15 protein-coding genes are annotated in these 15,507 nt (G+C 62.8%); 12 read left to right on the top strand and 3 right to left on the bottom strand.

Going from position 1 to position 15,507, the window contains the following annotated elements; translation table 11 throughout:
* Positions 1-198: 198 nt before the first annotated feature.
* From YWU_RS15600 to rimI, 5 genes are read left to right on the top strand one after another with little or no spacing between them, the layout of a single operon-like run.
* Positions 199-1,470: an MFS transporter gene (locus YWU_RS15600; RefSeq protein WP_051260126.1), complete on the top strand. Its 1,272-nt coding sequence runs from the start codon at positions 199-201 to the stop codon at positions 1,468-1,470.
* Between the two features lie 11 nt (positions 1,471-1,481).
* The gene (locus YWU_RS0106695) at positions 1,482-2,972 is read left to right on the top strand and encodes an NAD(P)H-hydrate dehydratase (RefSeq protein WP_027019866.1); all 1,491 of its coding nucleotides are present in this window, start codon (positions 1,482-1,484) and stop codon (positions 2,970-2,972) included.
* A 5-nt stretch (positions 2,973-2,977) separates the two neighbouring features.
* The gene (alr, locus tag YWU_RS0106700) at positions 2,978-4,576 is read left to right on the top strand and encodes an alanine racemase (RefSeq protein ID WP_027019867.1); all 1,599 of its coding nucleotides are present in this window, start codon (positions 2,978-2,980) and stop codon (positions 4,574-4,576) included.
* 10 nt (positions 4,577-4,586) lie between these two features.
* The gene (gene tsaB, locus YWU_RS0106705; RefSeq protein ID WP_027019868.1) at positions 4,587-5,297 is read left to right on the top strand and encodes a tRNA (adenosine(37)-N6)-threonylcarbamoyltransferase complex dimerization subunit type 1 TsaB; all 711 of its coding nucleotides are present in this window, start codon (positions 4,587-4,589) and stop codon (positions 5,295-5,297) included.
* A 29-nt stretch (positions 5,298-5,326) separates the two neighbouring features.
* The gene (gene rimI, locus YWU_RS0106710; RefSeq protein WP_027019869.1) at positions 5,327-5,773 is read left to right on the top strand and encodes a ribosomal protein S18-alanine N-acetyltransferase; all 447 of its coding nucleotides are present in this window, start codon (positions 5,327-5,329) and stop codon (positions 5,771-5,773) included.
* Between the two features lie 57 nt (positions 5,774-5,830).
* Here rimI and YWU_RS17505 read toward each other — a convergent pair whose 3' ends face one another.
* On the bottom strand, positions 5,831-6,574 hold the full coding sequence (locus tag YWU_RS17505) for a TetR/AcrR family transcriptional regulator (protein WP_051260127.1): 744 nt from the start codon (positions 6,572-6,574) through the stop codon (positions 5,831-5,833).
* A gap of 151 nt (positions 6,575-6,725) precedes the next feature.
* Here YWU_RS17505 and tsaD point away from each other — a divergent pair, with 151 nt between their 5' ends.
* The 3 genes from tsaD to groL all read left to right on the top strand — a co-directional run bounded on the left by tsaD (position 6,726) and on the right by groL (position 9,894).
* Positions 6,726-7,796, top strand: coding sequence for a tRNA (adenosine(37)-N6)-threonylcarbamoyltransferase complex transferase subunit TsaD (gene tsaD / locus YWU_RS0106720; RefSeq protein WP_027019870.1), 1,071 nt, complete (start codon positions 6,726-6,728; stop codon positions 7,794-7,796).
* A gap of 168 nt (positions 7,797-7,964) precedes the next feature.
* Complete coding sequence (gene groES / locus YWU_RS0106725; RefSeq protein ID WP_027019871.1) at positions 7,965-8,273, top strand: co-chaperone GroES; 309 nt, start codon at positions 7,965-7,967, stop codon at positions 8,271-8,273.
* Between the two features lie 22 nt (positions 8,274-8,295).
* Positions 8,296-9,894, top strand: coding sequence for a chaperonin GroEL (gene groL / locus YWU_RS0106730; RefSeq protein ID WP_027019872.1), 1,599 nt, complete (start codon positions 8,296-8,298; stop codon positions 9,892-9,894).
* 112 nt (positions 9,895-10,006) lie between these two features.
* Here groL and YWU_RS0106735 read toward each other — a convergent pair whose 3' ends face one another.
* Positions 10,007-10,348 (bottom strand): WhiB family transcriptional regulator, encoded by a 342-nt coding sequence (locus tag YWU_RS0106735; protein ID WP_027019873.1) that lies wholly within the window; start codon positions 10,346-10,348, stop codon positions 10,007-10,009.
* A gap of 344 nt (positions 10,349-10,692) precedes the next feature.
* On the opposite strand from YWU_RS0106735, the gene shbA reads away from it, so the two are divergent.
* Positions 10,693-11,262: an RNA polymerase sigma factor ShbA gene (shbA, locus tag YWU_RS0106740; protein WP_027019874.1), complete on the top strand. Its 570-nt coding sequence runs from the start codon at positions 10,693-10,695 to the stop codon at positions 11,260-11,262.
* A gap of 77 nt (positions 11,263-11,339) precedes the next feature.
* Entirely contained in the window at positions 11,340-12,179 is an 840-nt protein-coding gene (locus tag YWU_RS0106745; protein WP_156892744.1) for a hypothetical protein, read from the top strand.
* 6 nt (positions 12,180-12,185) lie between these two features.
* Here the strand turns inward: YWU_RS0106745 and YWU_RS0106750 are convergent, their stop codons facing one another.
* Positions 12,186-12,593 (bottom strand): DUF5319 family protein, encoded by a 408-nt coding sequence (locus YWU_RS0106750; RefSeq protein ID WP_240484071.1) that lies wholly within the window; start codon positions 12,591-12,593, stop codon positions 12,186-12,188.
* Between the two features lie 211 nt (positions 12,594-12,804).
* Here YWU_RS0106750 and guaB point away from each other — a divergent pair, with 211 nt between their 5' ends.
* Together guaB and YWU_RS0106760 are read left to right on the top strand one after the other, a co-directional pair.
* The gene (gene guaB / locus YWU_RS0106755; RefSeq protein WP_027019877.1) at positions 12,805-14,334 is read left to right on the top strand and encodes an IMP dehydrogenase; all 1,530 of its coding nucleotides are present in this window, start codon (positions 12,805-12,807) and stop codon (positions 14,332-14,334) included.
* Positions 14,335-14,370: 36 nt separating this feature from the next.
* Entirely contained in the window at positions 14,371-15,507 is a 1,137-nt protein-coding gene (locus YWU_RS0106760; protein WP_027019878.1) for a GuaB3 family IMP dehydrogenase-related protein, read from the top strand.

Genomic DNA, 15,507 nt, shown 5'->3' on the forward strand with positions numbered 1-15,507 from the left:
GTTATCCCAGAGGAAAGGTTGCGCAAGCCGATCAAGAATGGGGTTAACGCTTTTGGGGGACACCAGAAATGGGAGAACAGATGCGTAACGACGCCCACCCAATACACAGGTGAGCACTTCCCGTCGAAAAGGAGTACTCTTCTCCGGCGGTGCATCAGGCGCCGACCGCATATGTGACTTATCTGAAGATGGAGAACGGTGAGCGACGACAACGCACGCACGAATGACACGGGGACAACCACTACAGGTGCCCCGGAGCCGCAGAACCTGGAGGGTTCACGGCGCGATTCGGACGGCACCCCGTGGTTCGCAATCGTGGTCCTCGCGCTGGGCATCTTCACGATGACGACGCTGGAACAAATGCCAATCGGCGTGTTGACGTTGGTTTCTGATGACATGGGGATCAGCCGCGGGGCGGTCGGGCTCGGTGTCACGGTGCCGGGACTGCTCGCTGCGGTCGCCGCGATTCTGGCGCCGCGGGTGACCGCTCGGTTCGATCGTCGTGCGGTGCTTGGCTCTGCGTTGCTCATCGCGGCTCTGTCGTCGGTGCTCACAGCGATGTCGTGGAACACCGCGACGTACCTGGGCTCGCGCATCCTGGTTGGCCTTGCGATCGGTATCTTCTGGTCGCTGCTCGGCGCCACCGTCGTGCGAATCGCCTCTAAAGACCAGTTGTCCCGCGCGTTGACCATCGCGTTTTCCGGCAGCGCTGGTGCGGTGGTCCTTGGCGTGCCGCTGTCTACCTTCTTGGGGTCGGCATTGGGCTGGCAGGGCTCCTTCTATGCCGGTGGTGCGTTCGCTGCAGTCATTGGCGTCGCGGTGTTGCTGACGGTGCCGAAGGTCTACAGCGAACCGTGGACCGGCTTTGGGGACTTCGGTAAGGCCTGGCGACTGCCGGGCGTGCGGTACGGCGTGATCTTCACGTTCCTTATGGTCACCGCACACTTCACGGCGTACACCTATGCCTCGCCGCTGCTGCAGGATCTCGGTGGGGTGTCGGTTGAAGGAGTGGGCGTCATGCTCCTGGTCTTCGGCGCGGCAGGTCTGCTCGGCAACTTCCTGTCCGGTCCGATCATGAAGCGGAATATGTCCGTGGCTGTCACCCTGCTGCCACTTGGCTTGCTGCTCGGTATGGCAGGTCTGGCGCTGGTGGTCACGAACTCGACGTCGGCGCTGCTTGTCATGATCGGGTGGGGACTGTTCGGCGGTGCCATCTCTGTGGTGTCGCAGGCGTGGGTGCTGGAATCGGCGGGCACGCTCATGGAACCGGCCGCAGGTCTGGCCTCCTCTGCATTCAATATCGGTATCGCGCTTGGTGCTGGCGCCGGTGGACTTGCGCAGGCAGGCATTGGAGGATTCCCAGGTGTTCTCGGTGAGGGTGGGTCGGAAGCGATCCTCCTGACCGCTGTGGCAGGTATGTCGATCGCGCTTGTCGTCGCGATCGTCGGTCGTCGCGCCACAGATAAGTAACCTGGGCGGCCATGGAGCCGCTCTATCTCGCAGACACGATAAGAAAAGCAGAACAGCCGCTTATCGACGCCCAATCCACTCCCGACGCCCTCATGCGGACCGCAGCCTCCTCAGTGGCTCGAAAGGCTCTGGAGCTGGTGACTCGGGAATCGGCACGATTGGTGTTGCTGGTCGGGTCCGGTGGCAATGGCGGTGACGCCCTGTACGCCGGAGCGGACATCCTCAATGAGATGGAGGCGTGGTTCGTCGACGCAGTGTTGTGCTCGGACCGAATCCACGAACCAGCACTAGAGGCCTTCCGCGAGGCCGGCGGCCGGGTCATCGCTCTGGATGAATTGTCGGACTACGCACTGGCAATTGACGGGATCGTCGGGATTGGAGGCAGCGGTCCATTGCGTGGCGAGGCAGCCGACGCGGTGGCCTCACTATCCAAGGCTGGCGTTCCAGTCCTGGCCGTTGATGTTCCCTCAGGCATTGCGGCGGATACTGGCCTTGCGTCGGAACCCCACGTCGGCGCAGATCACACCATCACCTTCGGTGGCCTTCGGCGCGCGCATGGGTTGTCCGCACACTGTGGCGAAGTGACTCTCGTCGATATCGGTCTGGATGGACAGCCCTGCCTGGGTGAGATTCTCCGAGGCAGCGAGCAGGACACCGTCAGTCTCATCCGGGCACTGGAAGACCCCATTGAGGTTCCGCGATTGGAGCCGGACCCAGAGGACGACAAGTACACCGGGGGAGTGGTGTCGATCTGCGCTGGCAGCGCAACGTACCCGGGAGCCGGAGTGCTCACCACCACCGCTGCGGTGCGGGCAACCAGTGCGATGGTTCGGTACATCGGGTCCTGCCGGGAAGAAGTGGTGCGGGCACTGCCGGAGGTCGTTGCCCATGACACGATCCAGGATTCTGGGCGCTGTCAGGCCTGGGTCGTGGGGCCAGGCAGAGGCACGGACGCCGCCGCAGCCTCCGAGCTCCGCTACATCCTCTCCAAACCCGAGCCGGTGCTCATTGACGCCGACGGACTGACCCTCCTGGCGAACCACCCAGATCTCGTAGAGAGCATCCGCAGCAGGGAAGGCGCCACGATCCTCACCCCTCACAAGGGTGAGTTCGCCAGAATCGCCGCAGCGCTGGCACTGGACCTCACCGCAGATCCCATCACCGACACTCGTGCAATGGCTGCGGACCTCGGTGCCATCGTTTTACTCAAGGGCCGCTCCACCGTCATCACCACGCCCGAAGGAACAACAACCGTCGTCGACGCGGGCTGTTCCTGGGCGGCAACGCCAGGTTCCGGAGATGTGCTCAGTGGTCTGGCGGGGGCGTGGGTGGCGAGGATGGGGACGTCGGGAAGCAAGTCCTTCGAAGCAGTTGTCCTTGCCACCGTCATCCACGCGACCGCCGCATACGTGGCGGCGCAGACCGAATACGGGCCAGCGCCGACCTCTGCCTCGCTGATCGCGGAGGCAATCCGACCCGCGACGGCGGCAGTGGCAGTATGAATCACATGTCACTTCCTGCCACTGTTCAACTAGCTGCGACCGTCGATCTGTCGGCGATCCGGCATAACGTCCGTCGCATTCGGGAGATCTCGAATGCACCGCAGGTAATGGCCGTGGTGAAGGCGGACGGGTACAACCACGGCATGGTTGAAGTTGCCCGTGCAGCGCTGAGCGCAGGGGCAGATCAGCTTGGCGTGACCACCTTGGAGGAAGCCCTGACGCTGCGAGAGGCGGGTGTGGAAGCGCCGATCCTCGCGTGGCTGTGGACACCGGACCAAGACGTGGCCGCCGCCCTTGCTGCAGATATTGATCTCGGTGTAGCGACGCTCGACCACCTCGAGGCAGTTGTCGCCGCAGCGCAGGGCGGACGACCGCGGATCACAGTGAAAGTCGACACCGGTATGAGCAGGCAGGGCCTGAACTATGCCTCCGGTCAGTGGAGCCAAACGCTTCCCGCGATCGTCGCGGCGCAGGAATCGGTCACCGTCACCGGCCTATTCACGCACTTCGCCAGTGCAGATGCAATCGGTGATCCGAGCATCGATATGCAGGCTGAACGGTTCCGGTCTGCGATCACTGAGGCACGGGAGGCTGGCTTGGAGGTGCCCGTCAACCACGCCTCCAACTCCGCTGCCACTCTGACGCGACCGGACCTCGCCTTTGACCTCGTCCGCCCAGGCATTGCCATCTATGGACTGGAGCCCATCCCTGGACTAGACCACGGATTGCGCCCGGCGATGACGCTGTCCGCAAGGGTTGTCTCGGTGAAGGACCTCCCCTCCGGAGAGGCCGTTAGTTACGGCCGCTCCTGGAGCGCGGATGAGGACACCCACGTTGCCGTGGTGCCCTTCGGTTACGCCGACGGTATGTCCCGCGCGCTGTCCGGTCGGTGCTCGGTATCCATCGGCAGACGGCGGTATGACCAGGTGGGGCGCGTGTGCATGGACCAGTTTGTGGTTGAGGTTGATGAGCACGTTCATCCCGGTGATGAAGCGGTGATCTTCGGGAACGGACTCGATGGCGGCCCAACCGCGGACGAACTTGCTGAAACCCTCGGCACGATCAACTACGAGATTGTCACCATGCCCCACAACCGCGTGCACAGGAACTACGTGGACACTTTCCCTCCACACGGCATCCGTACCCTTATGACCGCCGATGACACCCGAGCCTTTGGTGCTGAACTGGGTGCCTCCCTCAGCGCTGGAGACCTAGTCATTCTCGACGGTCCACTTGGCGCAGGGAAGACCACCCTTACCCAGGGCATTGCCGCTGGGATGAAGGTCCGTGGCCGCGTCACCTCCCCGACATTCACCATTGCCCGCGAGCACCGTCCGCTCGACCCCACCGCGCCGGGCGCATGCCCGTTGGTTCACGTGGACCTGTACCGGCTTCTTGACGGGGTCGACTCCAACCCAGACGCCCTCCTTGACGCTCTTGAATCCGTCGACCTGGACACCGACTTGGAGTTCTGCGCCGTTGTCGCCGAATGGGGCGGCGGGCTGGCCGAACAACTCTCAGATTCGCACTTGTTGGTTAGTCTGGACCGGTCGGCTGAGGATGACTCCCGTACCGTCACCTGGCGCCGCGTGCGTCTGGCGTAAGGTGTAGCCCATGCTCGTTCTCGCTGTCGATACGTCAACGCCCCAGGTCACCACGGGCATCGTTTCGCTACCCGACGCCCCCACCGACACACTTCCCACCCTCCTGGCCGGACGCAGCTATTTGGATGCCAGGGCTCATAACGAGGTCTTGGTTCCGTTGATTGTCGAGTGCCTCGATGAAGCAGGAGTGACGCGGGCCGATCTGGACGCTGTTGTCGTCGGCTGTGGGCCAGGGCCGTTCACCGGCCTGCGCGTTGGCATGGTCACCGCTGCAGCGTTCGCTGACGCACTGGGCATCCCCGTCTATGGGGTCTGCTCGTTGGATTCGATGGTGGCGGACGGCGACTCATTGGTCGTCACTGACGCTCGTCGACGCGAGGTCTACGTAGCCCGATATGCTGACGGTGCACGGGTGTGGGGCCCGGCAGTATTGAAGGCCACGGACGTGCCGGCCGAATCCGGTGGGGTCACTCCCGCGGTGATTCGCGGTTCAGAGCAGCACGCGACGCAGGTGGCCGAAGCATTCGGCGCACCGATCGAGGTAGAGGCTGCCTTCCCGACTCCTGAAGGCCTCGTGCGTGCGGCTCTGGAGGAGATCCGAAGTTCCGATGAGCCTGCTCCGCTGGTACCGCTGTATCTGCGCAGGCCGGACGCGGTCCCGCCCACACCGCGGAAGCCCTCGGCAGCACTGAAGTTCCGTTCCCCGGGTGAGAGCTCGTGACGGACGCCGCGGACCTAACCTTCGGGCGCTTGTCACCAGGCGCCTCCGAGTCCTGCGCCGAACTGGAGATGGTCCTTTTCAAAGATGACGGACCCTGGAGCGCAGAAGCCTTCCGATCAGAATTGGCCAACGTCGCGAATTTTTACGCTGGTTTTGTGGATAGCACCGACCGTGTCCGTGGGTACGGGGGAGTGACCCGGTTGGGCCCGGAGGGAGCACCAGAGTACGAGATCCACACCGTCGGTATCGATCCCTCGCTGCAAGGCCATGGTTTCGGCCGGAAACTGGTGGAGGCACTTCTCGCTGCGGCAGATGAAGCACCTGGAGACGTTTTCCTCGAGGTTCGAGTGGACAACGAACCGGCAATCGGGCTGTATGAGTCTCTGGGGTTCGAAAAAGTTGGTCTGCGGAAGAACTACTACCGCCCGTCCGGCGCTGATGCCTGGACGATGAAGCGACCCTCCGTACGTGCCTAGATATGCGACATGCCCGGCCGAAGCCGGGCATGCGCGAGTACCACTGGAGCGGAACCTTTAACGGTTGAAGCCCTCGGCCTCTTCCGCAGCTTCCTCGATGAGTTCAGCCTCAGTGACAACATCCGCTTCGTCGGCCTCCTCGATCGCGCTGGTGATCCAGGTGCCACCGGCGCGGACCTGCTCGTAGGACTTCAGGAGATCCTGCTCGATGCCGGCGATCACGAAATCTATCTTGCGCTGGAGGTGCAGACGGATGTCGTGTCCGAAGACTGGCTTGATCGGGTCGCCGGATTCATTCCGGAACTCGTTCGAGCTGTACTCCTTGAGGCTTGCGTAGGAAACGGAACCCACGAGGATCATCTCGGTGACTGTGTCAACGGCGAACAGTGCCTTATCCAAGGGGAGTCCGACATTGACGTAGTTGTTCACCACCTGGTGGACCAAGTCCTTGATGACACCATAGAGATCCGGTGCCAGCAGAAGGATCGTGGACACGCCTTCGTAGCGCGAGACGATCATCCAGAGCTCGGCCGAGTTCAGGCGAACCTGATCCTGCCAAGGGAGATCAGCCGGTGCAGGGTTGTAGTCCTGCAGAATCCGGCGGATGGCCTCGTGGACGAGGGCGTCGCGGTCCGCGACGACCCGGTACAGGGCCGACGGGGCAACGTTAAGCCGCTTTGCGACGCCGCCAATGGTGAAGTCACGGATGCCTTCGGCGAGCGCGGCGTCGATCGCGTCGTCGAGACGAAACGTCGGCTTGGGGCCAGGACGCTTCCCGTGTCTGGTGCGGTTAGGAATCACATCGACAAGGATAGCGCTGTTGCATCCACAATTGGTGACTGGTTCGTTATCTTTTTGGTATTTCTCATTGCCTAACGAAACACAATATTGGTATATGGCCGGTCAGACCTATTATCGTGACATGGATTCCGTAGAAATTGATCGCCGTTCAATCGTACTGTTGGCGGTTGAATCGAGCTGTGATGAGACCGGGGCTGCCCTCGTACGGGTGGAGTGGGATGCATCGCGCGTCGGAGGTGACCCATTTCCTCAGGTAGAGATACTCGCCGAATCGGTCGCGTCATCGATGGAAGAGCATGCACGATTCGGTGGAGTCGTCCCGGAAATTGCCTCTCGGGCGCACCTGGAGGCGCTCCGGCCGGTGGTCCGGAACGTGCTGGACACGGCCGGAATTACCGCCCCAGACGCCGTCGCGGCGACTGTTGGTCCAGGTCTTGCAGGTGCGCTGCTGGTGGGGGCGGCGGGGGCAAAGGCTTATGCCGCAGCATGGGGTGTCCCCTTTTTTGGGGTCAACCATTTGGGCGGGCATGTCGCAGTCGGTGCGATGGTTGAAGGCGACCCAGATCTGTCTAACGCGGTCGCTCTGCTTGTCTCCGGCGGTCACACGCAGCTGCTGAGGGTCCGTGGCATCGGCGAGCCGATGGAAGAAATGGGCGCCACTCTCGATGATGCCGCCGGTGAGGCCTACGACAAGGTCGCCCGGCTTCTTGGCCTCGGCTACCCGGGTGGCCCCGTTATCGACCGGCTGGCCAAAGACGGCGATCCCCGTGCAATCGCCTTTCCTCGCGGCATGACCCGCCCGCAGGACTCCCGCCATGACTTCTCGTTTTCAGGTCTGAAAACTGCCGTGGCTCGGTACGTCGAGAATGCAGAGAAGAACGGCGATGAAGTCGACCTGGTAGACCTCTGTGCCTCATTCCAGGAAGCAGTGTGCGATGTCCTCACGATGAAGGCGATCCGCGCTGCCAAGGACGTCGGCGCAGACACCTTGCTGCTTGGCGGTGGCGTGGCAGCGAACTCGCGGCTGCGCGCGCTGGCACAGGAGCGTTGCGACGCCTCCGGCCTCACACTCCTGACACCCTCACCCAGGCTGTGTACTGACAACGGGACGATGATTGCCATGCTCGCCGCCCATCTCATCGTCGCAGGCGCGCAGCCATCAGGCTATGAATGTGCCACCGATCCAGGGATGCCGGTGGAGGTGCCGTTAGTGGGTGTGTAGCTGGGCGTCGGGAAGCAAATCTTTTAGCACCCGGTCACGTTGAGTGTTGGCACTCTCAGGGGTAGAGTGCCAGACACGGTTGCTTGACACGCAGTTGTTCACCCGCGACGACGGCTGTGCACGGCATGCCAACCGGCACAAGAACACGAACACATGGAGGCATTCATCGTGGCGAACGTCAACATCAAGCCGCTTGAGGACCGAGTCCTCGTTCAGATCGTCGAAGCAGAGACCACCACCGCATCGGGCCTGGTCATTCCGGACTCCGCCAAGGAGAAGCCGCAGGAGGCCACCGTCGTGGCCGTCGGCCCGGGCCGCTGGCACGACGATGACGACCGCATCCCCATGGACGTCAAGGTCGGCGACACTGTCGTCTTCTCTAAGTACGGCGGAACCGAGCTGCGTTACGACGGCGTTGACTACCTGCTGCTCAGCCAGCGCGACATCCTGGCTGTTGTCGAGTCCGCTGACGCCTAGTAGTTAAAGGAGCAAGGACACCATGTCCAAGCTTATTGCTTTCAACGAAGAGGCCCGTGAGGGTCTCAAGCGAGGCGTCGACACCCTCGCTGATGCCGTCAAGGTCACTCTTGGGCCCAAGGGCCGCAACGTGGTCTTGGACAAGGCATTCGGTGGCCCGTTGGTCACCAATGACGGCGTCACCATCGCACGTGACATCACCCTGGAAGACCCGTTCGAGAACATTGGTTCCGAACTGGTCAAGTCCGTTGCGGTGAAGACGAACGATATCGCCGGTGACGGCACCACCACCGCCACCCTGCTTGCGCAGGCTCTGGTGCACGAAGGTCTGCGCAACGTCGCAGCCGGTGCCAACCCGATCGCCCTGAACCGCGGCATCCAGGCTGCTTCCGAGAAGACCGTGGAGCTGCTCCTGGAGCGCGCCACCCCGGTCTCCGGTAGCTCCGCTATCGCCCAGGTCGCCACCGTCTCGTCGCGTGACGAGCAGGTCGGCGAAATGGTCGCTGGTGCCATGGAGAAGGTCGGCAAGGATGGCGTTGTCTCTGTCGAGGAGTCCCAGTCCCTGTCTGACGAGCTCCTCGTCACCGAGGGCATCTCCTTCGACAAGGGCTACCTGTCCCCGTACTTCGTGACGGACGCAGACACTCAGCAGGCCATCCTGGATGGTGCGCAGATTCTCCTCGTTCGCGAGAAGATCTCCTCCCTCCCGGACTTCCTGCCGATCCTGGAGAAGATCGCCGAGTCCGGTAAGCCGACTCTGATCATCGCCGAGGACATCGAGGGTGAGGCACTGTCCGCCTTGGTCATCAACGCCATGCGCAAGACCCTGAAGGTCGCAGCCGTGAAGGCTCCGTACTTCGGTGACCGTCGCAAGGAGTTCCTCGAGGATCTGGCTGTCGTCACTGACGGCACCGTGGTCAACGCTGACCTCGGAATGTCCCTTAAGGAGTCCGGACTGGAGGTGCTCGGCACTGCCCGTCGCATCACCGTGACCAAGGACGAGACCGTCATCGTTGACGGTTCCGGTTCCACCGACGCTGTTGAGCAGCGTCGCGGTCAGATCCGCTCCGAGATTGAGCGCACCGACTCCACCTGGGACCGCGAGAAGCTCGAAGAGCGCCTCGCAAAGCTCTCCGGCGGCGTTGCTGTGATCAAGGTCGGCGGTGCCACCGAGACTGAGGTCAACGAGCGCAAGCTCCGCGTCGAGGATGCCATCAACGCTGCACGTGCTGCTGTCCAGGAGGGCGTTATCGCCGGTGGCGGTGCCGTCCTGGTTCAGATTGCCGCTGAGCTTGAGGCCCTGGCTAAGGAGTCCACCGAGGACGAGGCCGTGGGCGTCCGCGCTGTTGCGCGCGCCTTGGTTCGCCCGGCGTTCTGGATCGCCTCCAACGCAGGTGTCGACGGTGCTGTCATCGTCGAGCACATCCGCGAGCAGGAGAATGGCCACGGCTACAACGCCGCGACCGGCGAGTACGGCGACCTTATCGGCGCCGGCATCATCGACCCGGTCAAGGTCACCCACTCCGCAGTGGTCAATGCAACGTCCGTCGCTCGGATGCTGCTGACCACTGAGGTCTCCGTCGTCGACAAGCCGGAAGGCTGGGGCGAAGACAACAAGTAGTCACCTGGACCTGCACCTACCACCTCCTGGAGGTAGGTGTCGGAGCTGGACTATTACACAGAGGGACCCGGCAGAATTTTTCTGCCGGGTCCCTCTGTTATCGGTATGTCGCTCAGCGTGCGCCGACGGTGACTACCGGGCGCTCCGCGGAACGCATCTGAGCCCGACGAACTCCGCGCGGGGCCGACCGCAGGTACTCATTGCGCTCGGACTCGCTCATGCCGCCCCAGATCCCGTAAGGCTCGGCCACAGCCAGTGCGTGGGCACGGCACTGTGCGAGCACCGGGCAGGCGCCGCAGATCGCCTTAGCTCGCGCTTCGCGAGATGCACGGGCACGGCCACGCTCACCCTCGGGATGGAAGAAGACGGAAGATTCCTCGCCGCGGCACGTTCCGTGCAACTGCCAGTCCCACAGGTCCGCGTTCGGGCCGGGGAGATGATCAACCTGGGTCATAGGTTCCGTGCTCCTTCGTTGCACCTTCAGAAAACGATCCGGGTCAACTCTTCAACCCGGCACCTGTGACATCTTCGCCGGTGTTGATGAACCGCAGGTAAATCATCGGAGGCCATTGAGCTACCAAAGGGCACAGTTCACGAAAACTTTCTGGCTCTGATGGCAGTTTTGGGCCCTGGAAGCGCTTACAGGGCACTTTCGGTGGCAGAAGGGTCGACGGTTAGCCCGGAGTATTAGGATGTGTGCTTCGGTTGCGTTTCAGGTCGGGACCCCGCCGATATGTGATTAGACTCGAATGCGAGATGAACTCCCGGGAGCGGGCGAAAGTGGTGGAAGAGGCGCACATGCTGGATGAGACGGAGTTGAGTGAACTTGCTTCTCTCGCCGCCGCCGGCGACCGCCGGGCCGCAGAGCGTGTTTTGCGAGAGGTTCACCCCAGGATCGTACGGTACTGCCGCATGCGACTGGGGAGCAACGGCTCCGTGTCTGCTAATGACGTGGCGCAAGAGGTTGCCCTAGCGGTGATTTCGGCTCTGCCCCGATACCAAGACCGCGGCCGCCCGTTTATGTCCTTCGTTTATGGAATTGCCTCTCACAAGGTCATTGACGCCTACCGCTCCGGCGGTCGAGACCTCTCCTGGGCAGTGGAAGAGGTGCCGGAGACCGAGGACACTGGTGATTCCCCTGAGGATGCGGTTATTTCGGCGGCTAACGGTAACGAAATCCGCGAATTGCTCGATACCCTCGGTGACAGAGCGCGCGACATTATCATATTGCGTGTGTTCGAGGGGTTCAGTGCTGAAGAAACCGGAGAAATTGTCGGTGCCAGTGCCGGCGCCGTCCGAGTTGCCCAGCACCGGGCTCTGTCCAAGATGCGTTCAATTCTTGAGAAGCAAGCCGAGGAGGCGAAGTGACGGATTCCGGCGGGGCACCCCGCAGGCCCGGAGGGCATGACGGCCAGCCCACGGGTGACCCGGAGGATACCGGGATCATGCCCACGGTTCAGGCTGTCGATATTGATGACGCCTTCCTCACTGCACTGTCGGAGGGGTCCGCTTCGGCTACCGGCTCCGGTGCGTACGGCACTGATGCATTCTTGGCAGAGGGCCTTCGCTCGTTGTCGTCGGAGCTCTCGGAGGATATGCCTCCGGTGCCGGAGCTTCCCGCAGACTTCGGAGCAGACAACGTCACCGCACTGCCATCAGTAGAGAACCGGGACGAGCCGGAAGAGACAGCACAGCCCCAGCGCAAAGCGAAAGTAATTTCCCTGCGAGACCGGTTTACGCCCGGCAGGCTCGGCAGCGCAGCAATGGGTGCAGTGGCAGCCTCGGTGATGTTGTTCGGCGGAGTCGGCCTGATTCAGGCTGCAGAACCAGACAGCGCGCTGTGGCCGGTGCGCAAGGCAATGATGGGCGAGCAGACCGTCGACGTGCAGTTGGCCTCCGCCCTGGCAAGTGCCGATGATGCTGCCAATGATGGCGACATGGATCGTGCCAATGAGCTCCTGGCGATGGCCGAGAGGCTACTGCTGCAGGTGCATGCCGAGGACCGGGGACGGTTCGAGGAGCAGGTCCGCAGCTCTGCCGAGCGAATCCGTGAAGTCGAGGTCGAGGTAACTCGGACCGTCCGCGACACCACGACCTCAGTAATAACTTCTACCGACCGGCCTTCTACGGTGACCCGAGAAGTGACGTTGACGGAAACCCAGACGCAGACACAGACACAGACCCAAACTCAGACCACCACGGTCACTCCGCCTCCGGGTAACGGTGGCGATGGCGGCGGATCGCTCGAACCGTCCGAGCCCCAGCCCGATTCGGCAGGGGAGTAGCTGGCCTTAGAAGGGCCAGCGAGAAGAGCGACCGCGCGTTTTCGCGTCGGTGTAACCGGCGCAGTACTCCCACGGCACGTACCGCTCCACGTCTGGGGCGTACTCCGGCTCGTGGACTGGGGACTCCTTGCCCTGCAGCAAGGTGAGGTAGTGGCCCTCCAAAACGTCCCAGGTGTAGAAGTGCATTTCCTGGCAATCGTCACAGGTCATGCACACGCCAAGGAACCCGTCCGGTGCCATTGCAGCACGGAACGCACGCACAGCGGTGAGGTCTTCGGAGACCTCCACCCGCTCTTCCTCTGACAGCGGTGGGAACTCCTCCACGGAGTCCACCGGATCCAGCAGGGACGCGGGGTCATCCGGGTCGCCCTCAAAAGGGTCCCGCGGCATTCTCGACCAGAAATCCTTGCTCACAAGCTCCACCGTAGCTGGCCTGAAGGTTAGGTAAAACTTATACCCGCCAGTACGGCAGACAAATCCCCGACTACGGACAGATCGAGAATCAGTGCCGGCTCAAACGCCCCAAGTTACCCGAAGTGACCTCGTGGGTTTACCCTAGTGGGACCAGCGGTTCCCGGGCAGGGCCGGGGACCGTCGATCCCTGCAATCAGGAGGACATTCGCTCATGACCAATCCCACCGGTATCAGCCTCGGAGGAGACGACACTTCGAAGATCCCTCTGGTTGGGCTCACCTTCGATGATGTCCTTCTCATCCCGGACGCGTCTGAGGTCATCCCCTCGGCAGTGGATACCTCATCGCAGCTGACCCGTGAGATCCGTTTGAAGACCCCGCTGCTCTCTGCAGCGATGGACACCGTGACCGAGTCCCGCATGGCGATCGCCATGGCCCGACAGGGCGGCATCGGCATCCTGCACCGCAACCTCTCCACCGAGGATCAGGCGCGTCAGGTTGAGATCGTGAAGCGCTCAGAGGCCGGCATGGTCACCGATCCGGTGACCTGCTCCCCGGACGACACCATCGGTGAAGTCGATGCGATGTGCGCGCAGTACCGCATCTCCGGCCTCCCGGTCGTTGACGAGAACCACAAGCTTGTTGGTATTTGCACCAACCGCGACATGCGCTTCGAGACCGACGTGAACCGCAAGGTTTCCGAGGTCATGACTTCCATGCCGCTCATCGTCGCCGAGCAGGGTGTCTCCGGCGATGCAGCACTGCACCTGCTGCGCACACACAAGGTCGAGAAGCTTCCGATCGTCGACGGCGAAGGCCGCCTGACCGGTCTGATTACTGTCAAGGACTTCGTCAAGCAGGACCAGTTCCCAGACGCATCGAAGGACGGCTCCGGTCGTCTCCTGGTCGGCGCCGGAATCGGTACCGGTGACGACTCCTGGCAGCGTGCCGGCGCTCTGGTCGACGCTGGTGTCGACGTGCTAGTCGTGGACACCGCCCACGCGCACAACTCCGGTGTGCTGGAGATGGTTGCTCGCGTGAAGAAGGAGTTCGGTGACCGCGCTCAGATCATCGGCGGCAACCTGGCTACCCGTGGCGCTGCTCAGGCAATGATCGACGCCGGCGCAGACGCGATCAAGGTCGGTATCGGCCCGGGCTCGATCTGCACCACTCGCGTTGTCGCAGGTGTTGGCGCCCCGCAGATCACCGCCATCATGGAGTCTGCTGTGGCGGCAAAGAAGGCAGGCGTTCCGATCATCGCCGACGGCGGTATGCAGTTCTCCGGTGACATCGCTAAGGCTCTTGCAGCAGGTGCTTCCACCGTCATGCTCGGCTCGCTCCTGGCCGGCACCACCGAAGCCCCGGGCGAGACCGTCGTTGTCAACGGCAAGCAGTACAAGGTCTACCGAGGCATGGGCTCGCTCGGCGCGATGCAGGGCCGCGGCCTGACCGGTGAGAAGCGCTCCTTCTCCAAGGACCGCTACTTCCAGGGCGACGTGATGGCCGAGGAGAAGCTGGTTCCGGAGGGCATCGAGGGACGCGTGCCGTTCCGCGGCAACCTGGACGCGATCGTCCACCAGCTCATCGGTGGCGTCCGCGCTGCCATGGGCTACACCGGTTCGGCAACTATCGAGCAGCTGAACGAGGCGAAGTTCGTCCAGATCACCGCTGCAGGTCTGCGCGAGTCGCACCCGCACGACATCCAGATGACCGTCGAAGCCCCCAACTACTTCCAGCGCTAAACCAGCGTCAGAGCCAGAGCAGCGAGGACAAGCAGCATGCAGGACCATGTGAACATCGGAATGGGGCGCTCCGCCCGTAGGGTCGTCGGCCTCGACCGGGTCGACATCGTTCCGACCCGTCGGACAAGGTCGTCGCACGAGGTGGACACCTCGTGGAACATCGACGCCTACCAGTTCGAGATTCCGGTCATGACCCACCCGAGCGACGCAGTCGTCACCCCGGATATGGCCGTCGAGTTCGGCCGATTCGGCGGACTTCCGGTCATCAACGCTGAGGGCCTGTGGGGCCGCCACGCGGATCTCGAGGACGCCCTGTCCAAGGTTCGCTCGGCGGTTTTAGAGGGCACCACTCAGGGTGTTTCCGCCCATAAGGTCCTGCAGGAGCTGCACTCGGCCCCGATCGACCAGGGCCTTCTTGCAGAGCGCATCGCTCAGGTCCGCGACTCCGGAGTGACCTTCGGTGTCCGAGTCTCCCCGCAGCGCGCCCGTGAACTGGCACCGACGCTGATCTCCTCCGGCCTAGACCTGCTGGTAATCCAGGGAACCCTGGTCTCCGCTGAGCACGTCCACTCCGACGGTGAGCCGCTGAACCTCAAGGAGTTCATCGGTTCCCTGGATGCTCCGGTCATCGCCGGTGGCGTGGTGGATTACACCACCGCGATGCACCTGATGCGTACCGGTGCTGCCGGTGTCATTGTCGGCTCCGGCACTACCACCAACGTCTCTGCGCTGGGCATCGACGTTCCCATGGCCACGGCCATTGCTGACGCCGCCGCAGCGCGCTTGGACTACCTTGATGAGACCGAGGGTCGCTACGTCCACGTCATCGCGGACTCGCACCTTGCCACCGCCGGTGACGTCGCCAAGGCAATCGCTTGTGGCGCTGACGCAGTTTCCCTGGGCCAGCCCCTCGCAATGGCTGAGTCCTCCGGAGGCCGCGGCAACTACTGGCCGTCCGTCGCTGCACACCCGGCACTGCCGCGCGGCGAGGTCGACGCAATCTACGGTGAGGCTGGCCCGCGTGAAGTCACCAGCCTGGAGCGAATCCTCTTCGGACCGACCGACAACCCGTTCGGCGAAGAGAACATCGTCGGTGGTCTGCGCCGAGCGATGGCGAAGTGCGGTTACACCAACCTGAAGGACTTCCAGAAGGTCCAGTTGGCCGTCCGCTAA

The organism is Corynebacterium sputi DSM 45148 (assembly GCF_000427865.1).
In the GTDB taxonomy this organism is placed as follows: Bacteria; Actinomycetota; Actinomycetes; order Mycobacteriales; family Mycobacteriaceae; genus Corynebacterium; species Corynebacterium sputi.

Coding starts and splice junctions, on each gene's coding strand:
- YWU_RS0106695 (WP_027019866.1), top strand. CDS start 1,482: ATGGAGCCGCTCTATCTCGCAGACACGATAAGAAAAGCAGAACAGCCG.
- tsaB (WP_027019868.1), top strand. CDS start 4,587: ATGCTCGTTCTCGCTGTCGATACGTCAACGCCCCAGGTCACCACGGGC.
- guaB (WP_027019877.1), top strand. CDS start 12,805: ATGACCAATCCCACCGGTATCAGCCTCGGAGGAGACGACACTTCGAAG.
- YWU_RS0106735 (WP_027019873.1), bottom strand. CDS start 10,348: ATGACCCAGGTTGATCATCTCCCCGGCCCGAACGCGGACCTGTGGGAC.
- groL (WP_027019872.1), top strand. CDS start 8,296: ATGTCCAAGCTTATTGCTTTCAACGAAGAGGCCCGTGAGGGTCTCAAG.
- YWU_RS0106760 (WP_027019878.1), top strand. CDS start 14,371: ATGCAGGACCATGTGAACATCGGAATGGGGCGCTCCGCCCGTAGGGTC.
- shbA (WP_027019874.1), top strand. CDS start 10,693: ATGCTGGATGAGACGGAGTTGAGTGAACTTGCTTCTCTCGCCGCCGCC.
- YWU_RS0106745 (WP_156892744.1), top strand. CDS start 11,340: ATGCCCACGGTTCAGGCTGTCGATATTGATGACGCCTTCCTCACTGCA.
- alr (WP_027019867.1), top strand. CDS start 2,978: ATGTCACTTCCTGCCACTGTTCAACTAGCTGCGACCGTCGATCTGTCG.